Below are 17,650 nucleotides of genomic sequence, written 5' to 3'. Positions count from 1 at the left end.
CCCCCCCCCCCCGGAATCCGTCTGTGGGCAGCTTCGCTCCGTGTCGTCGGAATCGCTTCCTTCGGTGTCGGGACGTCACGGGTGCGCGAGACGGCTCGCGTGACGAGGGGTTCGGGTGCATACTGGTGGTGTCTTCGGACCCGGTAGTGGGGCTTGCCGGACCCAACCTCGACAGTTGTCGACAACAGTCCCTATCTCAGCTGGTCGCGTTTCTGCGCGCCTGAGGTAGGGAGTGTCATGACAGCACCAATAGGTACCGGACCGGTCGTCGTCGGTGTCCTACCCGGCCTCGCGCCGGCGGTGATCGAGGTTGCGTCGTCCATCGCGCGGCGCTTCGGTACGACGCTGGTGTGCGTCAGCGTGGATGCGTCGCTCATCGATGCCGGTACGCGCTCGGACGGGTCGGTGATGGCGGAACCGATCGACCCTGACACCGCTGACACGACACCGCAGGGCTTGTCTGACAGTGACGAGGCGGCAGTACGTGCTGCCGCAACGACCTACGGCGTCGACGTCACGTTCGTTGCCGGTGTCGGGGATCCGAGCCGGGCATTGTCGCAGGTGGCCGAAGACCGCGACGCGGCGATGCTGGTCGTCGGGGCCAGGACGGGAGCGGGTCGAATCGCGGAGTTCTTCACGGGGTCGGTCGCGGCACGACTGACCCATCGACAGCACCGTTCAGTGCTCGTGGTGCCCGTTGATCCGGTCGGGTTCGATGCCCCGCTGCCGTGGGACACCCCGTGACCGGCCAGCTTGTTCTGCTCCGCCACGGACAGAGCACTGCGAACGATGCCGGCACCTTCACCGGCTTGCGAGACGTCGCGCTGACCGAACAGGGCACCGCCGAAGCGAATCGGGCTGGGTTGCTGCTCCTGCATGCGGGCATCCGACCGGACCTCGTGCTCACGTCGACGCTCGAGCGGGCGCTCCACACGGCGGAGCTCGTCACCGACGTCGTCGGACGTGATGCGCCGATCGAGTCGTCGTGGCGGTTGAACGAGCGGAACTACGGCGCACTCACCGGCATGTCCAAGCAGAGTACGCAAGCGGCGTTGGGGGCGGAGCAGTTCTTCGCTGTTCGCCGGACCCGCACGGGTCGGCCGCCACGCATGTCGATCCGCGCGTGGTTGGCGCTCCGGCGGACGCCGGCGCTTCGTGGACTGCCGTGGGCGGCAGTTCGTCGAACCGAGACACTGTCCGACGTCATCCTCCGGGTCCGACCCGTCCTGTCGGACCGAATCACCCCGGCACTCCGCGACGGGCAGACAGTGCTCGTCGACGCGCACGGCAACTCATTGCGGGCACTGTGTGCCTGCATGGACGGCCTGACCGACGGTGAGCTCGCGGACCTGAACCTCCCCACGGGCGAACCCCTGGTCTACCGGTTCGACGGCGACGGTGGGTTCTGTCCGCGGGGTGGGGAGTACCTGCATCCGGCAGCACGAGCAGCAGCGGCAGCGGTCGCTGCGGAAGGTGGAACATGACCTCCAGAACGGACACGGACCTGCCCGATGGGCAGCTCCCGCCCGACCCGGACATCGACGCCGATGACCCGGAACGTATCGCCAGGCCAGTGCATCTGCGGTGGCGGTACCTCGGTGTCGTCGCACTCGGCGGCGCCATCGGTACCGCCGCACGTGACGGACTCAGCACCGCGTTCCCCGCTCAGCACGGGGTGTCCTGGGCGATCTTCTGGATCAACATCGCCGGCGCGCTCCTACTCGGTGTGCTGCTGGAACACCTCGCGCATCGCGGACCTGACGAAGGGCGCCGCCGGGCACTGCGCCTGCTTCTGGGAACCGGTGTCCTCGGCGGGTTCACCACCTACAGCACCCTCGCGACCAGCACCGCGGTGTTGTTCCTCGCCGGCCGCGGGTTGTCCGGCACCGGGTACGGGCTCCTGACGGTCCTGGCCGGCGCGATCGCCACCGGGAGCGGCCTCGCGATCGCGGGCTTGGTCCGACCGAACGGAGCCACATCATGAGCGCCCTGGCATTCCTCAGCGTCGCTGTCGCTGGCGGCGTCGGCGCGGCCGCACGGTTCTTCGTGGATGGTGCGATCAACCGGGGTCGGCAGTTCCGGCTCCCGGTCGGGACGCTGACGATCAACATCACCGGCTCGTTCCTGCTGGGCTTGATCACCGGCGCCGCCGGTCACCTCGGCGCTACCCCCGTCGCGCTGCTCGGAACCGGGCTCATGGGTGGCTACACCACGTTCAGCACCGCCAGCTTCGAGACCGTCCGCCTCGCACGCACCGGCCGCACCACCGCGGCTGCCGTGAACGGGCTCGGGATGCTCGTCGTCTCCGTCGCCGCAGCCGCCGGGGGCGTCACCCTCGGCACCCTCACTTGACCATCCGACTGGGAGAAGAACAGCTCATGCACTTCGACATCACGATCGAGATCCCCCGCGGCAGCGGCAACAAGTACGAGGTCGACCACGCCACCGGACGGATCCGCCTGGACCGGGCGGTGTTCACCAGCATGGTGTTCCCGCAGGACTACGGCTCGATCGACGACACGCTCGGCGATGACGGCGACCCCCTCGACGCACTCGTGCTGCTGCCCCGGCCCACGTTCCCCGGCGTCGTCGTCGACGTCCGCCCGGTCGGGATGCTCCGCATGGTCGACGAGAACGGCGGCGATGACAAGATCCTCACCGTCCCCGCCGGAGACGTCCGCTTCGACCACGTCCAGGACATCTCCGACGTCGCCGAGCCGGTCTTGGCGGAGATCGAGCACTTCTTCGCCCACTACAAGGAGATCGAGCACGGCAAGCACGTCACCACCAGCGGGTGGGCGAACCGTGTCGACGCCGAAGCCATCATCCGCTCCGCACAGGAACGGTTCACCCCGCACCCCTGACCGGCACCCGCGCACCATCCAGTGCGCGCCCTGAACCGCCGTGGGGAGGCAACTGGCGCCCAGTGATCGCCAGGAGGTCGTCCCTCCGCCTCCCCGCGGCCCACACCAGCACGACCAACCCGAAAGGCGACAACCGCCATGAACGACTACATCAGCAACGTCCACCACACCACCCACCATCAGGGCGAGTACGTGACCCACACCAGCCGCCCCGTCACCATCAGAAGCCTGCACGGCTCCCGGATCCTCGACTCCCGCGGCTGCCCGACGATCCAGGTGCGTCTCGAGCTCGAGGACGGCACCGTCGTCACCGGTGACGCCCCCGCAGGCGCATCGACCGGCGCGCATGAGGCTGTCGAGCTTCGCGACGGCGGCAGCAGCTACGGCGGCCGCGACGTGAGCCAGGCGCTGCACCTCATCGCGACGGACGTCGCACCGATGATCACCGGTCAGTCGTGGACCTCGATCGGGCAGGTCGACGCCGCCCTCGCTGCCCTCGACGGCACCCCGAACTACCGCCGGCTCGGTGCGAACAGTGTCGTCGCGACCTCGATCGCCCTGGCACGCGCTCTCGCCGCCGCAGCGGAGCTGCCGCTCTGGCGTTGGATCGCAGACGTCACCGGCAGCACGCCCCGCCTGCCCGTCCCGCACTTCAACGTGCTCAACGGCGGAGCGCACGCAGCGAACGCGCTCGACTTCCAGGAGTTCATGATCGCCCCGGTGAACGCCGACACCATGACCGACGCGGTTCGGATCGGGTCGGACGTGTACCACGCACTGGCGGCACTGGTCCGGGAACGGTTCGGCAGTCTCGGTCTCGGGGACGAAGGCGGCTTCGCCCCATCGATCGCCGCGCCCGAGGAGGCCCTCGACCTCCTCGTCGCCGCGATCAGTGCCGCTGGCTACGAGCCCGGCGTCGACACCGTCGCGATCGCACTCGACCCGGCGGCGAACGAGTTCGCGCTCGGCGACGGTAGCTACCGGGTCGTGGATCGCCGTCTCGACCGCGCAGGCATGGTCGACTACTACCGCGACCTCACCAGCCGGTATCCGATCCGGAGCATCGAAGACGGCTTCTCCGAAGATGACCACGGCGGCTGGAAGGCGATGTCGTCCGCGCTCGGCGGCATGCTCCAGATCGTCGGCGACGATCTCTACGTCACCGATCCACAGCGCATCCGCGACGGCGGGAAGGACGGGCTCTCGAACGCAGCGCTCATCAAGCCGAACCAGATCGGCACCGTCTCCCAGACCCTCGACGCGATCGGCGTCGCACGCTCGCTCGGGATGCGGAGCATGGTGTCGCACCGGTCCGGAGAGACCACCGACACGTTCATCGCGGACCTCGTCGTCGGCACCGGAACCGGGCAGATCAAGTCAGGCGCCCCCGCCCGCGGAGAACGCGTCGCGAAGTACAACCGGCTCACCGAGATCGCGGAGAACAATCCGGAGCTGCCCTACGGGCTGCGCTGACCCCGACCGGTCACCTCGTGGGCGACGCGCAGGAAAGCAGAAACAGCTGGCTGGGGCTCTCGCGACCAGATCGCCCGCAACGGCCGGGCAAGTGGCGCTCCAGAGAGCGGGACCCGCACCAGCGACCCGTCGTTGATGTCGGCGGCGACCGTGCGAAGGCTCATCACCGCCGGTGCAATCCCAGCCTGCGCGTTCGCCCGGATGATGCTCGTGGTCTCCAGCACCGCGGCCGGAACCGACATGTTCAAACCGGCCTCCCTGAGCCATGCGGCGAGGGTCGCGCGAGTCCCGGAACCTTCTTCCCGCAGGAGCAGAGCCGTCGCCGCCAGGACCTCCGCACTGATCCCGGTCGACCGAGCCCAGGGATGGCCCGGCGCAACGACGACCGCGAGCTCATCGTCCGCGATCACCTGCGCGGACACACCTGCTGCCGTCACCGGGGTTTCCGTGAACCCGAGGTTCGCGCCACCCGACTGCACGAGGTCCGTCACCGCGGCGGAGTTGCCCGCGATCAAACGCACCCGCACGTCGGGTTCACGGCGTCGGAATTCGAGCAGCCAGCCCGGCAGCAGCAGCTCCGCGATCGTCTGTGACGCTGCGACGACGAGCGAACCCGTGGGAGCCCGCAGCGCAGCCACTCCTGCCTCGAGGTGGCGAGACCCGTCGAGGACCGGTCCGGCCAGCCCGACGACGAGCCGGCCGGTCTCGGTCAGCACCGACCCCGTGGTCGAGCGGTGCACCAACAAGTGGCCGACCATGCGCTCGGCGACCCGGATCCGAGCAGACACTGCCTGTTGCGTGACGCCGAGCGCTCCAGCGGCAGCGGAGAAGGAGCCGGTCTCGGCGACGCATGCGAGCGCGTCGAGTGTGTCGAGGTCGAACGTTCGGTCCGTGAGTCGCCGTAGTGCCACAACCAACGATTGTGCCCCGCCAAGAGGTTCCCGGTACCGCCAGAGGCAGGATTCGCGCAGGCTTGGCCCATGACAACGCTCCGCACCGACCCTGCACCCGCGAACGGTAGCCAGCTGCCCCAACGGCCGCAGACGACGTTGTTCCGTGACCTGGAGCGGCCAGGCCTGATCGTGTCGAATCTCACACCGAACTGGTTCGCATCAATCATGGGCACTGGGATCGTCGCTGTCGCAGCTGCGTCACTCCCACTGCAGTTCCCCGGTCTGCGCATCGCGGCGACGGTCGTGTGGGCGATCGCCGCGGTGCTCCTCGTCGCCCTCACGATCGCGACGGTGCTGCACTGGATCCGCTACCGGAGCACCGCAGCCAGGCACCACCTCAACCCGGTCATCTCCCACTTCTACGGCGCACCACCGATGGCGTTCCTCACCGTCGGCGCCGGGACACTCCTGCTCGGCAAGGACTGGGTCGGCCTGCCCGCCGCCGTCACCATCGACTGGGTCCTGTGGACCATCGGCACCATCGGAGGGCTGCTCACGGCAGTCCTGGTGCCGTACCTGGCGTTCATCCGCCACGAGAACAAGCCCGACTCCGCGTTCGGCGGCTGGCTGATGCCCATCGTCCCGCCGATGGTGTCCGCCTCCACCGGCGCCCTGCTGCTGCCGTACGCTCCCGCCGGACAGGCGCGGGAGACGCTGCTGTGGTCCTGCTACGGCTTCTTCGGGCTCAGTCTCGTGACGTCGCTGGTCGTGATCACGCTGATCTGGAACCGGCTCGCGCACCACAAGGTCGGGGCCGCCGGCATGGTGCCGACCCTGTGGATCGTCCTCGGACCCGTCGGACAATCCATCACGGCGGTGAACCTCCTCGCATCGAACGCACCCACCGTCGTCGACGCATCCACCGCCCACGCGCTCCTCGTCGTGGCGCTGGTGTACGGGTTCGCGATGCTCGGCTTCGCGCTGCTGTGGACCGTCATCGCCCTCGCGGTCACCGTCCGGACCGCCCGCGAACACCTGCCGTTCAGCCTGACCTGGTGGTCGTTCACGTTCCCCGTCGGCACCTGCGTCACCGGACTCAACGGGCTCGCCCTGCACTCAGGCCTGACCGTCGTTGCCGTCCTCGCCGTCATCTACTACGCCGGCCTCGTCGCCGCATGGATCACCGTTGCCCTTCGCACCTTTCACGGATCCGTCATCCGTGGCACCCTGCTGGCACCGCCACAGCCGTCATGAGTACCCCCGAGGAACTCGCTGACGTTCGATCGCTGAACGGTCTTGCGGAGACGTGGCGGACCGCGCCCGACGGCAGCCGACGGTTCGTCCCGAGCTTCGACCCACGATCCGGCGGCAGATCCAGCCGCGTCCTGGTCCTGATGCAGTCGCCCGGCCCCCAGACCATCGCCGCAGCGCACGCAGCCATCTGCAGCGAGGACAACCCGGGCCCGACCGCGGCCGCGTTCCGAGCAGCCCGTATCGAGTCAGGGCTCGCACGCGGCGAGTACGTCCGCTGGAACCTCATCCCATGGGAACTGCCCGACCGCGTGCGACTCGCGGACGTCGACGAGGGGCGGCATGGCCTTGCCACACTGCTCGCGGCGCTGCCCGCTCTCACTGCGATCGTCACGTACGGGGCCGTCGCCCTCGACGGCGTCATGCGACACCTCACCCTGGACGAGCACCCCCGACTCCTCCCGGTCATCGCAGCACCACATCCGTCTCCCGCCAACGGCCGCCATCGCTCGGAACAACACTTCCGTTCCGTGCAAGCACTCCGGCTCGCCGCGCGAGCGCGACCCACGTAACAAACACCTCCGATTCCGCTGCACCGGAGCTTGAGCAGGTCGGAGCGTGGCTCAGACCGGCGTGTCTTGGAGCGAAACCCAGTTCCTGCATCCACGTGCCGCTACCGCGCCGGTCGGTCGAGTTTCGCTCCGTTCTCCTCACGGGTCACCTCCTCGGGTACGCGCGCGTGTCCACCACCGACCAGGACGCGTCGCTGCAGATCGATGTGCTCAACGCCGTCGGCTGCTGCCGCGTGTTCGTCGACACCATCTCCGGCTCGCTCCGACACCCGCCCGAGCTCGACAAGCTCCTCGACCAGCTCCGCGCCGGCGACACCCTCGTCGTCTGGCGGCTCGATCGGCAAGGTCGCTCCATCCGGCACCTCATCGACCACCTGCACGCCCTCGCTGAGCGCGGCAGCGGGCTCCGCTCGCTGCAGGAGACCATCGACACCACCTCGCCCGGCGGGCGGCTCGTGTTCCACGTCTTCGCCGCACTGGCGGAGTTCGAACGGGACCTCAGCAAGGAACGCACGAACGCCGGCCGTGCCGCCGCCCGAGCCCGCGGCCGGACCGGTGGCCGTCCGTCGCGGCTCTCCGTGGACCAGGTGCGCACCGCGCGCCGGCTCGACGAGCAGCAAGCGATGACCGTCGCGCAGATCGGCGACGTCCTCCGCGTCAGCCCCACCACCATCTACCGGGCTCTCGGCCGTCACACTGAACCAGTCACCGCGAGGCGGTCCAGGCCCGCACCCAACCTGTAGCCAGCGCTGGGACGCGCGCGACTGAGCCCGACACCGACCGCCGCGAAAACGACGACACAGAGCGAACCCGCTCACAGCCCGGAGGCCCCACCACGGCATGAGCCCTCAGCGCACCAGGCAGATCGTGCGGAAGTCGACGTCCGGACCGGGCCGCGTGTACGACGAGGTGCTCTCGAGCCAGTCGGCTGTGGGTGAGATCTGGTCGGGGACCAGGTCCGCCTCGGAGCGGGCACCGATGCCCTCGGACTCCCAGTACGAGCGGACGCGGTCCACGTCGCGGTTCGCACCCTCGATCATCGTGTGGTCCTCGGGCAGGAGCTCCTTGCCGTCGGCGTCGGTGTACTCCCCCGGGGCGTACCAGTACGTCCACCGCACCCCCTGGTGGGCGTTCGACAGCTTGCACTCCTCGCTGTACGCACCACCGGCTCGCTCACCATCGCGGTAGGCGGACTTCCGGTCGCCGCCGAGGATCCGCACGGTGCGGTCCCCGATCCGTTCGAGTGTGGCCCCGGCGTCGCCGTCGGCGAAGTGCCGCTCGGCGGCGGTCGCCGGCTGCGCCCTCTGCCGGGCGTCGGCGGCCATGCTCCGCACCTGTGACGTCAGGACCAGACCGTTCCACGGCACGGCGATGACCAGCACGACGATCGCCGCGACCACGGCGGCCAGCGAGTGCCGCCGTTCGCGCCGGCGAGCCCGGACCTGCACGACGAGCACCACCGCCGGGATCCCCACGGCCAGCGCGGCCCCGATCACCAGCCGGGTCAGCACGCCCCCTGGGCCGAGCCGGTCGTCCATCGACCCGAAGTCACGCTCCAGGTACGCCCCGATCTGGACCACCCAACTCACGACGAGCAGCACCGGCAACACGAGCGCGATGGCGATCGCGTTGCCCCGTCCCGTCGTCGGGCCCGTCCCGTGGTCGCGCCAGTCCTGCTGTTCCGTGCTCATGTCCGCCCCGCCCCCGTGGTGTCGGGACCATCCTGCCAGCAGAACGCACCACCGGCCCCGCGACCGTCGCCTCCGTTCCACCCCCGAAGCGGTGGTGCCGCAGCGGCACCGGTTGCTGCCAAGATGACCGACGTGACCACGACCACTCCCCACGCCGATCCCGACGCCGCTGCCGGCGACTTCGAAGGCGGATGGTTCCGCATCGACGACGACGTGGAGCACCTGGACTACCTGGTGTGGCGCCCCGCCACGGACACCGACGCCGCTGCTGCAGCCCCGGGCCCGGCCGCCGTCATCGTCGGCGGCGAACCGCGTGAGCACATCGGTTCGACGCTCCCGCTGGCGCAGCTGCCGGAACTCGACGCGGCACGTCAGCGCACCGTGCGGAAGCTCTGGAGCAGTCTGATCAACCTCGTCGTGGGCGCGATCGTCATCACGGTGCTCGAGCTGTCCGGGCTGCCCTGGCGAACGGATCTCGGCAGACAGCTCCTGATCGGACTCGGGACGATCCTGCCGACCACGTCGCTCTGCACCGCGATCTGGTGGCGCATCACCCGTGACCCCTCGGGCGCAGTCGTGCGCAAGATGGGCGGACACCGGACCCGCCAGCAGTACGACCAGCAGCGCGCCGTCCTCGACCGCTGACCGCGCCGCGGCCCCTCACCGAACCCGCGCCGTCGCCGTCACCGCGGCCGCACCCGCAGCACCCGCACCACCCGCAGCAGACTCCGGCTCCGACGACGGCCGGACCCCGCGCCCGGGCCGCAGCACCGCGTCCACCCGCTCACGGTCGAGCGCACCCTGCCACCGCGCCACCACCAGCGTCGCGACGCAGTTGCCGAGCAGGTTCACGCTCACCCGCATCGCGTCCATGATCCGGTCGGCGCCGAGCAGCAGCGCGACGCCCGCGACCGGGAACAGCCCGAGACTCGTCGCCGTCGCGGACAGCGCCAGGAACGACGACCCCGGCACCCCGGCCATGCCCTTCGACGTCAGCAGCAGCACCCCGAGCGCGGCGACCTGCTGCTCGAGCGTCAACGGCACCCCGAACGCCTGCGTCAGGAACAGCAGCGAGATCGACAGGTAGATCGCTGCCCCGTCCAGGTTGAACGAGTACCCCGTCGGCACGACGAGCCCGGCGACGCTCCGTGAGACGCCGACCTCGGTGAGCCGGGTGATCATCCGCGGCAGCACGGCCTCGGTCGACGCGGTGCCGAGGGCCAGCCCGAACTCGGCCCGGGTGTGCCACACGAACCGCCAGATCGGCACCCCGGACAGCAGCCGCCCACCGACGAGCAACGCCACGATGAACACCGCGGCGGCGCCGTAGCAGGCGGCGATGAGGAGTCCGTACGACCCCAGGGTGTCGACGCCGTACTGCCCCACCACGTACGCCATCGCGCCGAACGCACCGAGCGGCGACAGGCGCATGACCCAGCCCAGGATCCGGTAGACGACCTCGAGGCACAGGTCGAGCCCCCGGACCAGCGGCCGCGCACGCTCGCTCCCGATCGCGGCGATGGCCGCGCCGACGAACACCGCGAAGACGAGCACCTGCAGGATGTCGTTCGTCGCGAACGCGTTCACGACGCTCGACGGGATGAGGTCGAGGATGAAGGTGCCGGCGTCCGGAGCCGTGCCGCCCGCGGTCTTCGCCGCCACGGCCGAGGCGTCGAGCGACGACGGGTCGATCCGCAGGCCGGCGCCGGGGCGCACGAGGTTGCCGACCAGCAGACCGAACACGAGCGCACACGACGACGCGAGCAGGAAGTAGACCATCGCCTTGCCGGCGATCCGTCCCACCGACCGCAGGTCGCCGACGTGCACGATGCCGGTCACCACGACGATGAAGACGAGCGGCGCGATCACCATCTCGATCAGGCGGATGAACCCCTGCCCGACGACGTTGAGCACCGGCGCCGCGGCCGGGAAGCAGACCCCGACCGCGATGCCGAGGGCGACGCCGATCGCGATCTGCACGAACAGCGACTGGTACCAGCGAGCGGGGGCACGATCCGTGGTGGTGACGTCCATGCACCCACCCCACCGTGCGCGTGTTTCGACGACGTTGCGAGCCTGTTCCCACCTGACGCGCCCCACGCACGCCGAAACGGGCCGGAACAGGGCCCCGCGAACGCCGAAACAGGCCGGAACAAGGCCGCGCACGCCGAAGAACGGCCCCGCACGCCGAAACCGGGCCGTGGTCTGCCTCAGGTGCGCGTGACGACCGTCAGGGTGGGCCGGTGCCGGGCACCCGAGTGGTCCTCGGCCGTCAGCACGCTCCACGACCGGACGACACCGGCCGACGGACCGGCCGACGGACCGACCAGGGTGTGGTCGATCGGCATCGCCAGCCGCGGATCGAGCCACGTCGGCCACGTGCCGAGTGCCGCGGCGTGCACGGCCGACGCGGCGTCCCGGCACGACCCGAGGCGGCCGCCGTCGAAGCTGTCGACCGATCCGTTGAAGTCCCCCGACACGATGACGTCCGCGCCGCGGCCGCACTGCTCACCGATCCACCGTAGATCGGTCCGCCAGCCCGCCAGACCGCCGGGCAGCACCGGCTGCGGGGCGTGCACCGCGACGATCGTCGGGATCGACGGTCCGGACACCGTCATCGTCTTCACCGGGTCGACACCGGGACGCATCGACGCTCCGGAGGCCAGGTCGGCGCGGACGAGCACCGCCACCTGCGCGCCCTGCCGGCGCATGAACAGCCGCACCGGCCGACCGTGCTCGCCCATCGAACGCGCCACCGCGGCGGCAGCGCGTCGGTCCCCCGCGTCGGGCAGCACGACGACGTCCGCCCGTGCGGACAGCGCCGCCCGGGCGACACCCTGCGGACCGACGAGTCCCCCGTTGGTGTTCCACTCGAACACCCGGAGCGAGTCACCCGCACCGCTGACGGCCCCGACGTCCCACCCCCGCGCGCCGAGGACGGCCGTGTTGGCCACGGCGACGACGAGCACGACCACACCGACCGACGCGGCAACGAGTCGCACGCGACGCACGGCGACGGCGACGAGCAGCAGCGCGAGGCCGACGGCGGCCAGCCCCACGGTCACGAGGGAACGTGCCGGCAGCACGGCGGCGAGCACCGGCGCTCGCCCGATCCCGAGCCACGGAGCGGTGACGAAGGCGACACCGACCAGCAGGGTCGCGACCACCACGGTGGTCCGGACAGCAGCCGCACGACGAGACACCCCTGGATCCTCGCGCACGGACCCCCTCGTCCGCCGGCGAACGGCGACGACGCGCTGAGGATCCTGCTGGGTCCCGGCACCGCAGCGGCGCGCTGCGCCAGCCCACGCCGTGGACCGCGTGACGACGGACGGGAGGCGCGACACCGGCCGGCACCGTGCCTCCCGTCCGCCACCGCGCACGTCGCGGGCCGCACGCGCGACCGCGGGCAGCTAGCTGCCGACCCCCTCGACCACGCCCCACACGAGCACGCCGACCGTCACCAGGGTGCCGAGCACCGAGACGATCGCCGCGACGACGCCGAGCCGTCGCCCGCGACCCGGCCGCACGATCGCGACCACGGCCAGGATCGACGCGATGAACTGGAACGGCCACCCGAGCACGAACACCGACGGCCAGCAGCTGCAGTACAGGCCGGTCAGGGCGAAGAACAGCGCGAGCAGGGCGATGCCGAGCCGGTTCGCACCGGCGTCGTCCGGCTCGCCGCCCACGCTGTCGGCGCCGTCGTCGAGCGGGCCGCCCGGGTACGGGTTGTCGGGCCGGAGCGCCTGCAGTGCCCGGATCCGCTCGGCGTCGAGCGCACCGTCGCGGGCACGGGCGGCATCGGCCAGCGCGAGGACGTCGTTGCCGTGCCCCGCGGCCTCGTGCTGGGCGACGGCCCACGCGAAGAGCGCGCGCTGTCGGGGGTCCGATCGGGTCGCCGCGTCGACCGCCCAGCCGAACGTGGTGAGGAAGAGCAGGCCGCCGAACGCGGTCAGGAGCCCGCGTCCCGGTTCGTCGGGATCCGCCAGGAAGAGCACGACGCTGCACGCCACCATCCCGACGCCGAGCAGGGCCGTCGCCCAGATCTGGCCGCGCCAGTAGCCGTTGCCCGAACTCGCCCCCGCGGGTGTGGTCATGCAGCGACCCTAACGCCCCGGTGCGGACGCTCGAGGACTCTCACCCATTCCCAGTCCGTGCCGCGCCACGCGCGTGCTCGCCGCACCTACGCTCCGAGCGTCCGGTCATCCCCAGCGTCGAAAAGCGGCCCCGTGTCCTCGTACCTGCTCTGTTCACCGCCCGTCTACGGCCACCTCGCGCCCCTCGTCGACGTCGGACGTGCCCTCGCGGTGCGCGGCCACGACATCACCGTGCTGACCGGCACCAAGTACCGCGAGCTCGTCGTCGGCGCGGGGCTCCGGTTCGCTGCGCTGCCGGCCGACGTCGACTTCGACGACGCCGACCTGCAGGAGCGGCTCGCCGACGCCAGTGCGGCACGCGGGATCGCGGTCGTCCGCGAGGGCATCATCGCCATGTTCGTCCGGGCGATCCCGTCGCAGTACCGGGAGCTGACGGCGCTGCTGGCAGCGGGGCGCTTCGACGCGGTGCTCGGCGAAGCGTCGTTCACCGGGCTCGCGCCGTACCTGGCCCTGCCGCCCGCGGAGCGTCTGCCCGTGCTCGGGATCGCGACCACCCCGGTGACGCTCACCAGCGTCGACGCGGCACCCTTCGGCACTGCGCTCCCCCCGGGTCGCGGGCCGGTGGCTCGCGCGCGCAACCGACTGCTCACGGCGGCGCTCCACCCCGTCCTCACCCGGCCGCTGCGTCGCGCGGTGGACGCCGTGCTCGCCGAGGTGGGGGCACCGCCGTCGACGATCGACACCTTCGACTTCGCGTACCGCGCGTTCGACACCCTGTTCCAGATGAGCGTCCGGGAGCTCGAGTACCCGCGCCGCGAGCTCCCGGACACGGTCCGGTTCGTCGGTCCGGTCGTGGCCCGTTCCGCGCCGACGTCCGCGGCCGACCTGCCCGCGTGGTGGGACGACCTGGACACCGACACCCCGGTGGTGCTCGTCACCCAGGGGACCATCGACACCGTCGACCTCGGCCGGCTCCTCGCGCCGACCCTGCGCGTCCTGGCGGACGAGGACGTCCTCGTCGTCGCGACCACGGGAGGCCGCCCGGTCGACCAGCTCGAGCGCGCACTCGGCACCGCCCTGCCCGCGAACGCCCGGGTGGCGACCTTCCTGCCCTACGACCAGCTGCTGCCGCGGTGCAGCGTCGTCGTGACGAACGGTGGGTTCGGCGGGGTGCAGCGCACCCTCGCGCACGGCGTCCCGCTCGTGGTGGCCGGGTCGACCGAGGACAAGCCGGAGGTCGCCGCCCGGGTGGCCTGGGCCGGGTGCGGGCGGAATCTGCGTTCCGGGACACCACGGCCTCGGGCGATCCGTCGGGCCGTCCTCGAGGTCCTCAGCACGTCGACCCACCGCGCCCGCAGCCGGCAGGTGGCGGCGTCGATCGCGGCCCTGCCGGACCCCGTCGACGTCATCGAGACCGGGCTGGCGGCGGCCGTCGCCGCGGCCACCGCGGGCGGCACCCAGCGACGCTGACCCCGCCTGCCGGCCCACGTCGTGGGGCTGCACGGAGACGGACAGGAGGCGCGGTGCCGGCTGGCACCGCGCCTCCTGTCCGTCTCATCCCGCGTCGTCGGACCCGGCGCCGACCCGCGGTGCCGCTGCGGACGCCGTCCGGATCCGGAGCGGCACCGTCCCGGCGACGTACCGGTCGTCGCCGGCCTCGAGCGGTCGGCCGTCCTCGGCGGTGCTCGACCGGCGGACCTGCAGGAGCGCCGCCCCGGGCCGCACCCCGAGGAGCGCGGCGTCGGCGTCGTCCGCCAGCAGCGCGTCCACGGTGGTGACGGCGGAGCCGGCCCGGATGCCGAACCGGTCCTGCAGGGTCGCGGACACCGACGTCTGCCCGCCCGGGATCGTCCGGATGACCGCGGCGACCCACGGCGCGTAGGCGGTGCGCTCGAGCATGACGTCGACGCCGTCCAGGGAGCGCACCCGCGCGACGTGCAGGACGGGCTCGTCGGGCGCGGCGTGGAACAACCGCCGCTCACTCATCGTGGCGGGGCGCTCCTCGACCGCCACCACCCGACCACCCGGCTCGTGTCCCCTGGCCCGAGCCAGCTGACCGAACGACTCGAGCGCGCCGGCGTCGTGGCCGAGCGTCGCGGTCCGGACACGCCAACGGGACCCCGGACGCGCCGTCAGCACCTGCCGGTCGCGGAGCAGACCGAGGGCATTCCGCACGGTGCCGCGCGCCACCCCGTAGTCGGCGGCCAGGTCGTGCTCGCCCGGCAGGAGCCCGGTGGCGTCGAACTCACCGCGGAGCACCCGGTCGGCGAGGTCCTCGGCGAGGTCCCGGAACAGTGGTCGCACCCCGTGATCCTCCCCCGCCCCAGCTCCACCTGTCCAGGTGCGTCGGAGTTCTGGTGGCAGCCACCCTGAGATGACAGGGTCCTGTCACGGCGCACCTGGACAGGTCGATCCCGATTCCACCGGACGCGTTCACCCCGCTGCCACGACCGGGCCAGGCACGGTTCAGCGCACCTCGTTGTCATGCTGACGGGTGCTCTTCCCCCGCAGCGCCCGCACTCCCCACCGATCTGGAAGGCCCGCGATGAGCACGAGGAAGCCCGAACACGGCGCACCCGACGTCAGCCTCGACGCCGCACCACCGCTGACCCCGGACGCCGCGTACACCGCAGCGGTCCGCCCCGGTCTGAGCCGCCGCACGGTCCTGGTCGGCGGCGCGGCCGCGATCATGGCCGGCGTCGCCGCAGGCTCCGCGTTCGGACCGGGCGCGGCCGACCGTGCCAGCGCCGCGACCGCCCGTGCCGTCCCCACCGGCACGATCGCCGACGTCAAGCACGTCGTCGTGCTCATGCAGGAGAACCGGTCCTTCGACCACTACTACGGCACGATGCCCGGGGTCCGAGGGTTCTCCGACAAGCAGGCGCTCGAGCTGCCGACCGGACACGACGTCTTCCACCAGCCGGCAGCGGCCCGCACCGACGGCGGCGCCATGCTGCCGTTCCGGCTCGACACCACGCGGTTCAACGCGCAGAACGCCGACGGCCTCGACCACTCCTGGGGTGGCGGGCACACCGCGTGGAACGGCGGGGCCTGGAACCGGTGGGTCGACGCGAAGAGCGCCCAGACGATGGGCTACTTCACGAGCGAGGACATCCCCTACCAGCGCGCACTCGCCGGCGCCTTCACGGTCTGCGACGACTACCACTGCTCGCTCAACGGGCCGACGACGCCGAACCGCCTGTACCAGTGGTCCGGCACGATCGACCCCCGCGGCACCCAGGGCGGACCGGCGACCGACAACCCGGCGGACTACGAACCGGTGTTCGCCTGGACCACCTACGCCGAACGCCTGCAGGCGGCCGGGGTCACCTGGAAGACCTACGCCAACGACGAGGTCGGCGACAGCTCCGCCGACCCCTACGTCGGCGACTACGGCGACAACCCGCTCTGGCTGTTCGAGCAGTACCACCGCGCCCTCGCATCCTCGGACCCCGCCCAGCAGGAGCTCGCCGCGCGTGCCGGGCTGCACGACGGGTGGAAGCCGAACTCCGGCAAGGGGCTCGACGTCACCCACCTGCTCAGCCAGTTCGGGCAGGACTGCGCGACCAACAGCCTGCCCACCGTGTCGTACGTCGTCGCCCCCTACGGCTGGAGCGAGCACCCCGCGGCCAGCCCGGACTACGGCGCCCACTACACGAACGCCGTGGTGCAGGCACTCTTCAGCAACCCGGACACCTGGGCCTCGACCGTCCTGCTCGTCAACTACGACGAGAACGACGGGTACTTCGACCACGTCGTCCCCCCGTTCGCCGAACCGGGCACCCCGGACGAGTACGTCGACGGCCTGCCCATCGGCATGGGTGCCCGCGTGCCGATGACCGTGGTGTCCCCCTGGAGCCGTGGCGGGTGGGTCAACTCGCAGGTGGCGGACCACACCTCCGTGATCCAGTTCCTCGAACACGTCACGGGGGTCCGCGAGCCGAACATCTCCGACTGGCGACGGACAGTCTCCGGCGACCTGACCAGCTGCTTCGACTTCAGTGCCCCCGACCCGAGCATCCCGGGCGCCGACGTCGTCCCCGGCATCGAGCAGACCCGCGCGCTGGTCGCTGCCGCCGACGCCGACCAGGCCAAGCCGCCCATCGAGGAACCCGCGATCGGCGCGCAGACGGTGCCCGTCCAGGAGCCCGGCACAGTCCGCCGTCGGCCCCTGCCCTACCGACAGCACGCGGACGCGACCGTCGACCACCGCACCGGTCGGGTCACCGTGGCGCTCGCGAACGACGGCCGCCAGGGCGTCAACTTCCTGGTGTACCCGAACACCGCGATGCCGTTCGCCGCCCACCCGAAGACCGTCCCCGTGGGAGCGAGCGCCGACTGGGTGTGGGACACCACGACGACCGGCGGCGCGTACGACGTCAGCGTCTACGGACCCGACCGGTTCCTCCGGCGCTTCGCCGGGACCGTCACGGTCGGCGGCCGGGCGACCGGTGGTGTACCGCACGTCTCCGTCGTCCGGGACACCCGCGGCCGGCGAACCCTGCAGCTCCTGCTCGAGAACACCGGCACGGGCGAACTCCGCTTCGAACTCGTGGCCAACGACTTCGTCGAGCACCGCGAGACCGCGCACATCCGTGGGTCCGGGCACAAGACGATGCACTGGCCGCTCGACGAGTGGGGCTACTACGACGTGGTCGTCACCGCGGACGGTGTGCCCGGGTTCCGGTACCGGTTCGCCGGGCGCGCGGAGCGCTGACGCGAGCCGACCCGTGGGGGTCGGCAGGGGCGGTCAGGCCGCGTCGACGACGAGACGGGAGGCCCGGTGCCAGCTGGCACCGGGCCTCC

At 71.4% G+C, this 17,650-nt stretch carries 18 protein-coding genes; 12 read left to right on the top strand and 6 right to left on the bottom strand.

From position 1 onward, the window contains the following. Nucleotides 1-237 precede the first annotated feature (237 nt). From BIU95_RS08685 to eno, 6 genes are all read left to right on the top strand, one after another. Complete coding sequence (locus BIU95_RS08685; RefSeq protein WP_031259090.1) at nt 238-744, top strand: universal stress protein; 507 nt, start codon at nt 238-240, stop codon at nt 742-744. Then, nucleotides 729-1,484, top strand: coding sequence for a 2,3-bisphosphoglycerate-dependent phosphoglycerate mutase (locus BIU95_RS08680; protein ID WP_175470744.1), 756 nt, complete (start codon nt 729-731; stop codon nt 1,482-1,484). Before BIU95_RS08685 ends, BIU95_RS08680 begins: the two co-directional genes overlap by 16 nt. Continuing rightward, a complete protein-coding gene (locus BIU95_RS08675) occupies nt 1,481-1,984 on the top strand; it encodes a CrcB family protein (protein WP_175470743.1) in 504 nt (167 codons plus the stop codon). Before BIU95_RS08680 ends, BIU95_RS08675 begins: the two co-directional genes overlap by 4 nt. After that, nucleotides 1,981-2,352, top strand: a complete 372-nt coding sequence (locus BIU95_RS08670) for a CrcB family protein (protein ID WP_017885694.1) — start codon at nt 1,981-1,983, stop codon at nt 2,350-2,352. The genes BIU95_RS08675 and BIU95_RS08670 overlap by 4 nt, the downstream gene beginning before the upstream one ends. Before the next feature lie 26 nt (nt 2,353-2,378). Next, nucleotides 2,379-2,864 carry an inorganic diphosphatase gene (locus BIU95_RS08665; protein ID WP_017885695.1) on the top strand — a complete coding sequence of 162 codons (486 nt, stop codon included), beginning with the start codon at nt 2,379-2,381 and terminating at the stop codon, nt 2,862-2,864. A gap of 138 nt (nt 2,865-3,002) precedes the next feature. After that, nucleotides 3,003-4,337, top strand: a complete 1,335-nt coding sequence (gene eno, locus BIU95_RS08660) for a phosphopyruvate hydratase (RefSeq protein ID WP_017885696.1) — start codon at nt 3,003-3,005, stop codon at nt 4,335-4,337. On the opposite strand, the gene BIU95_RS08655 is transcribed toward eno, so the two are convergent. Next, entirely contained in the window at nt 4,322-5,248 is a 927-nt protein-coding gene (locus tag BIU95_RS08655; RefSeq protein WP_071251463.1) for a LysR substrate-binding domain-containing protein, read from the bottom strand. The two genes, eno and BIU95_RS08655, sit on opposite strands and share 16 nt — an antisense overlap. Nucleotides 5,249-5,455: 207 nt before the next feature. On the opposite strand from BIU95_RS08655, the gene BIU95_RS08650 reads away from it, so the two are divergent. From BIU95_RS08650 to BIU95_RS08640, 3 genes are all read left to right on the top strand, one after another. Further along, nucleotides 5,456-6,484 carry a TDT family transporter gene (locus tag BIU95_RS08650; RefSeq protein ID WP_017885698.1) on the top strand — a complete coding sequence of 343 codons (1,029 nt, stop codon included), beginning with the start codon at nt 5,456-5,458 and terminating at the stop codon, nt 6,482-6,484. Next, nucleotides 6,481-7,053, top strand: coding sequence for a uracil-DNA glycosylase (locus BIU95_RS08645; RefSeq protein WP_031259094.1), 573 nt, complete (start codon nt 6,481-6,483; stop codon nt 7,051-7,053). Before BIU95_RS08650 ends, BIU95_RS08645 begins: the two co-directional genes overlap by 4 nt. Nucleotides 7,054-7,148: 95 nt before the next feature. Beyond that, the gene (locus BIU95_RS08640) at nt 7,149-7,796 is read left to right on the top strand and encodes a recombinase family protein (RefSeq protein WP_056068369.1); all 648 of its coding nucleotides are present in this window, start codon (nt 7,149-7,151) and stop codon (nt 7,794-7,796) included. Between the two features lie 105 nt (nt 7,797-7,901). On the opposite strand, the gene BIU95_RS08635 is transcribed toward BIU95_RS08640, so the two are convergent. Continuing rightward, a complete protein-coding gene (locus BIU95_RS08635; RefSeq protein WP_017885701.1) occupies nt 7,902-8,744 on the bottom strand; it encodes a hypothetical protein in 843 nt (280 codons plus the stop codon). A 132-nt stretch (nt 8,745-8,876) separates the two neighbouring features. Between BIU95_RS08635 and BIU95_RS08630 the strand changes: the two genes are divergently transcribed. Next, on the top strand, nt 8,877-9,389 hold the full coding sequence (locus tag BIU95_RS08630; RefSeq protein ID WP_139179712.1) for a hypothetical protein: 513 nt from the start codon (nt 8,877-8,879) through the stop codon (nt 9,387-9,389). Between the two features lie 15 nt (nt 9,390-9,404). Here BIU95_RS08630 and BIU95_RS08625 read toward each other — a convergent pair whose 3' ends face one another. The 3 genes from BIU95_RS08625 to BIU95_RS08615 all read right to left on the bottom strand — a co-directional run bounded on the left by BIU95_RS08625 (nt 9,405) and on the right by BIU95_RS08615 (nt 12,844). Then, nucleotides 9,405-10,778 (bottom strand): C4-dicarboxylate transporter DctA, encoded by a 1,374-nt coding sequence (locus BIU95_RS08625; RefSeq protein WP_017885703.1) that lies wholly within the window; start codon nt 10,776-10,778, stop codon nt 9,405-9,407. A 176-nt stretch (nt 10,779-10,954) separates the two neighbouring features. Beyond that, nucleotides 10,955-11,947, bottom strand: a complete 993-nt coding sequence (locus BIU95_RS08620; protein ID WP_139179711.1) for an endonuclease/exonuclease/phosphatase family protein — start codon at nt 11,945-11,947, stop codon at nt 10,955-10,957. Between the two features lie 210 nt (nt 11,948-12,157). Beyond that, nucleotides 12,158-12,844 carry a hypothetical protein gene (locus BIU95_RS08615; RefSeq protein WP_071251461.1) on the bottom strand — a complete coding sequence of 229 codons (687 nt, stop codon included), beginning with the start codon at nt 12,842-12,844 and terminating at the stop codon, nt 12,158-12,160. 132 nt (nt 12,845-12,976) lie between these two features. On the opposite strand from BIU95_RS08615, the gene BIU95_RS18610 reads away from it, so the two are divergent. Then, nucleotides 12,977-14,314 (top strand): nucleotide disphospho-sugar-binding domain-containing protein, encoded by a 1,338-nt coding sequence (locus tag BIU95_RS18610; protein WP_071251460.1) that lies wholly within the window; start codon nt 12,977-12,979, stop codon nt 14,312-14,314. A gap of 84 nt (nt 14,315-14,398) precedes the next feature. Here the strand turns inward: BIU95_RS18610 and BIU95_RS08605 are convergent, their stop codons facing one another. After that, entirely contained in the window at nt 14,399-15,148 is a 750-nt protein-coding gene (locus BIU95_RS08605; RefSeq protein WP_071251459.1) for a GntR family transcriptional regulator, read from the bottom strand. A gap of 241 nt (nt 15,149-15,389) precedes the next feature. Between BIU95_RS08605 and BIU95_RS08600 the strand changes: the two genes are divergently transcribed. Then, nucleotides 15,390-17,561 (top strand): phosphocholine-specific phospholipase C, encoded by a 2,172-nt coding sequence (locus tag BIU95_RS08600; RefSeq protein WP_056068364.1) that lies wholly within the window; start codon nt 15,390-15,392, stop codon nt 17,559-17,561. The last annotated feature ends 89 nt before the right edge of the window (nt 17,562-17,650 follow it).

Source organism: Curtobacterium sp. MCBA15_007 (genome assembly GCF_001864905.1).
In the GTDB taxonomy this organism is placed as follows: domain Bacteria; phylum Actinomycetota; class Actinomycetes; order Actinomycetales; family Microbacteriaceae; genus Curtobacterium; species Curtobacterium poinsettiae.
The sequence above is the reverse complement of the archived record's forward strand: the minus strand, read 5'-3'. Positions and strand labels throughout refer to the sequence as shown.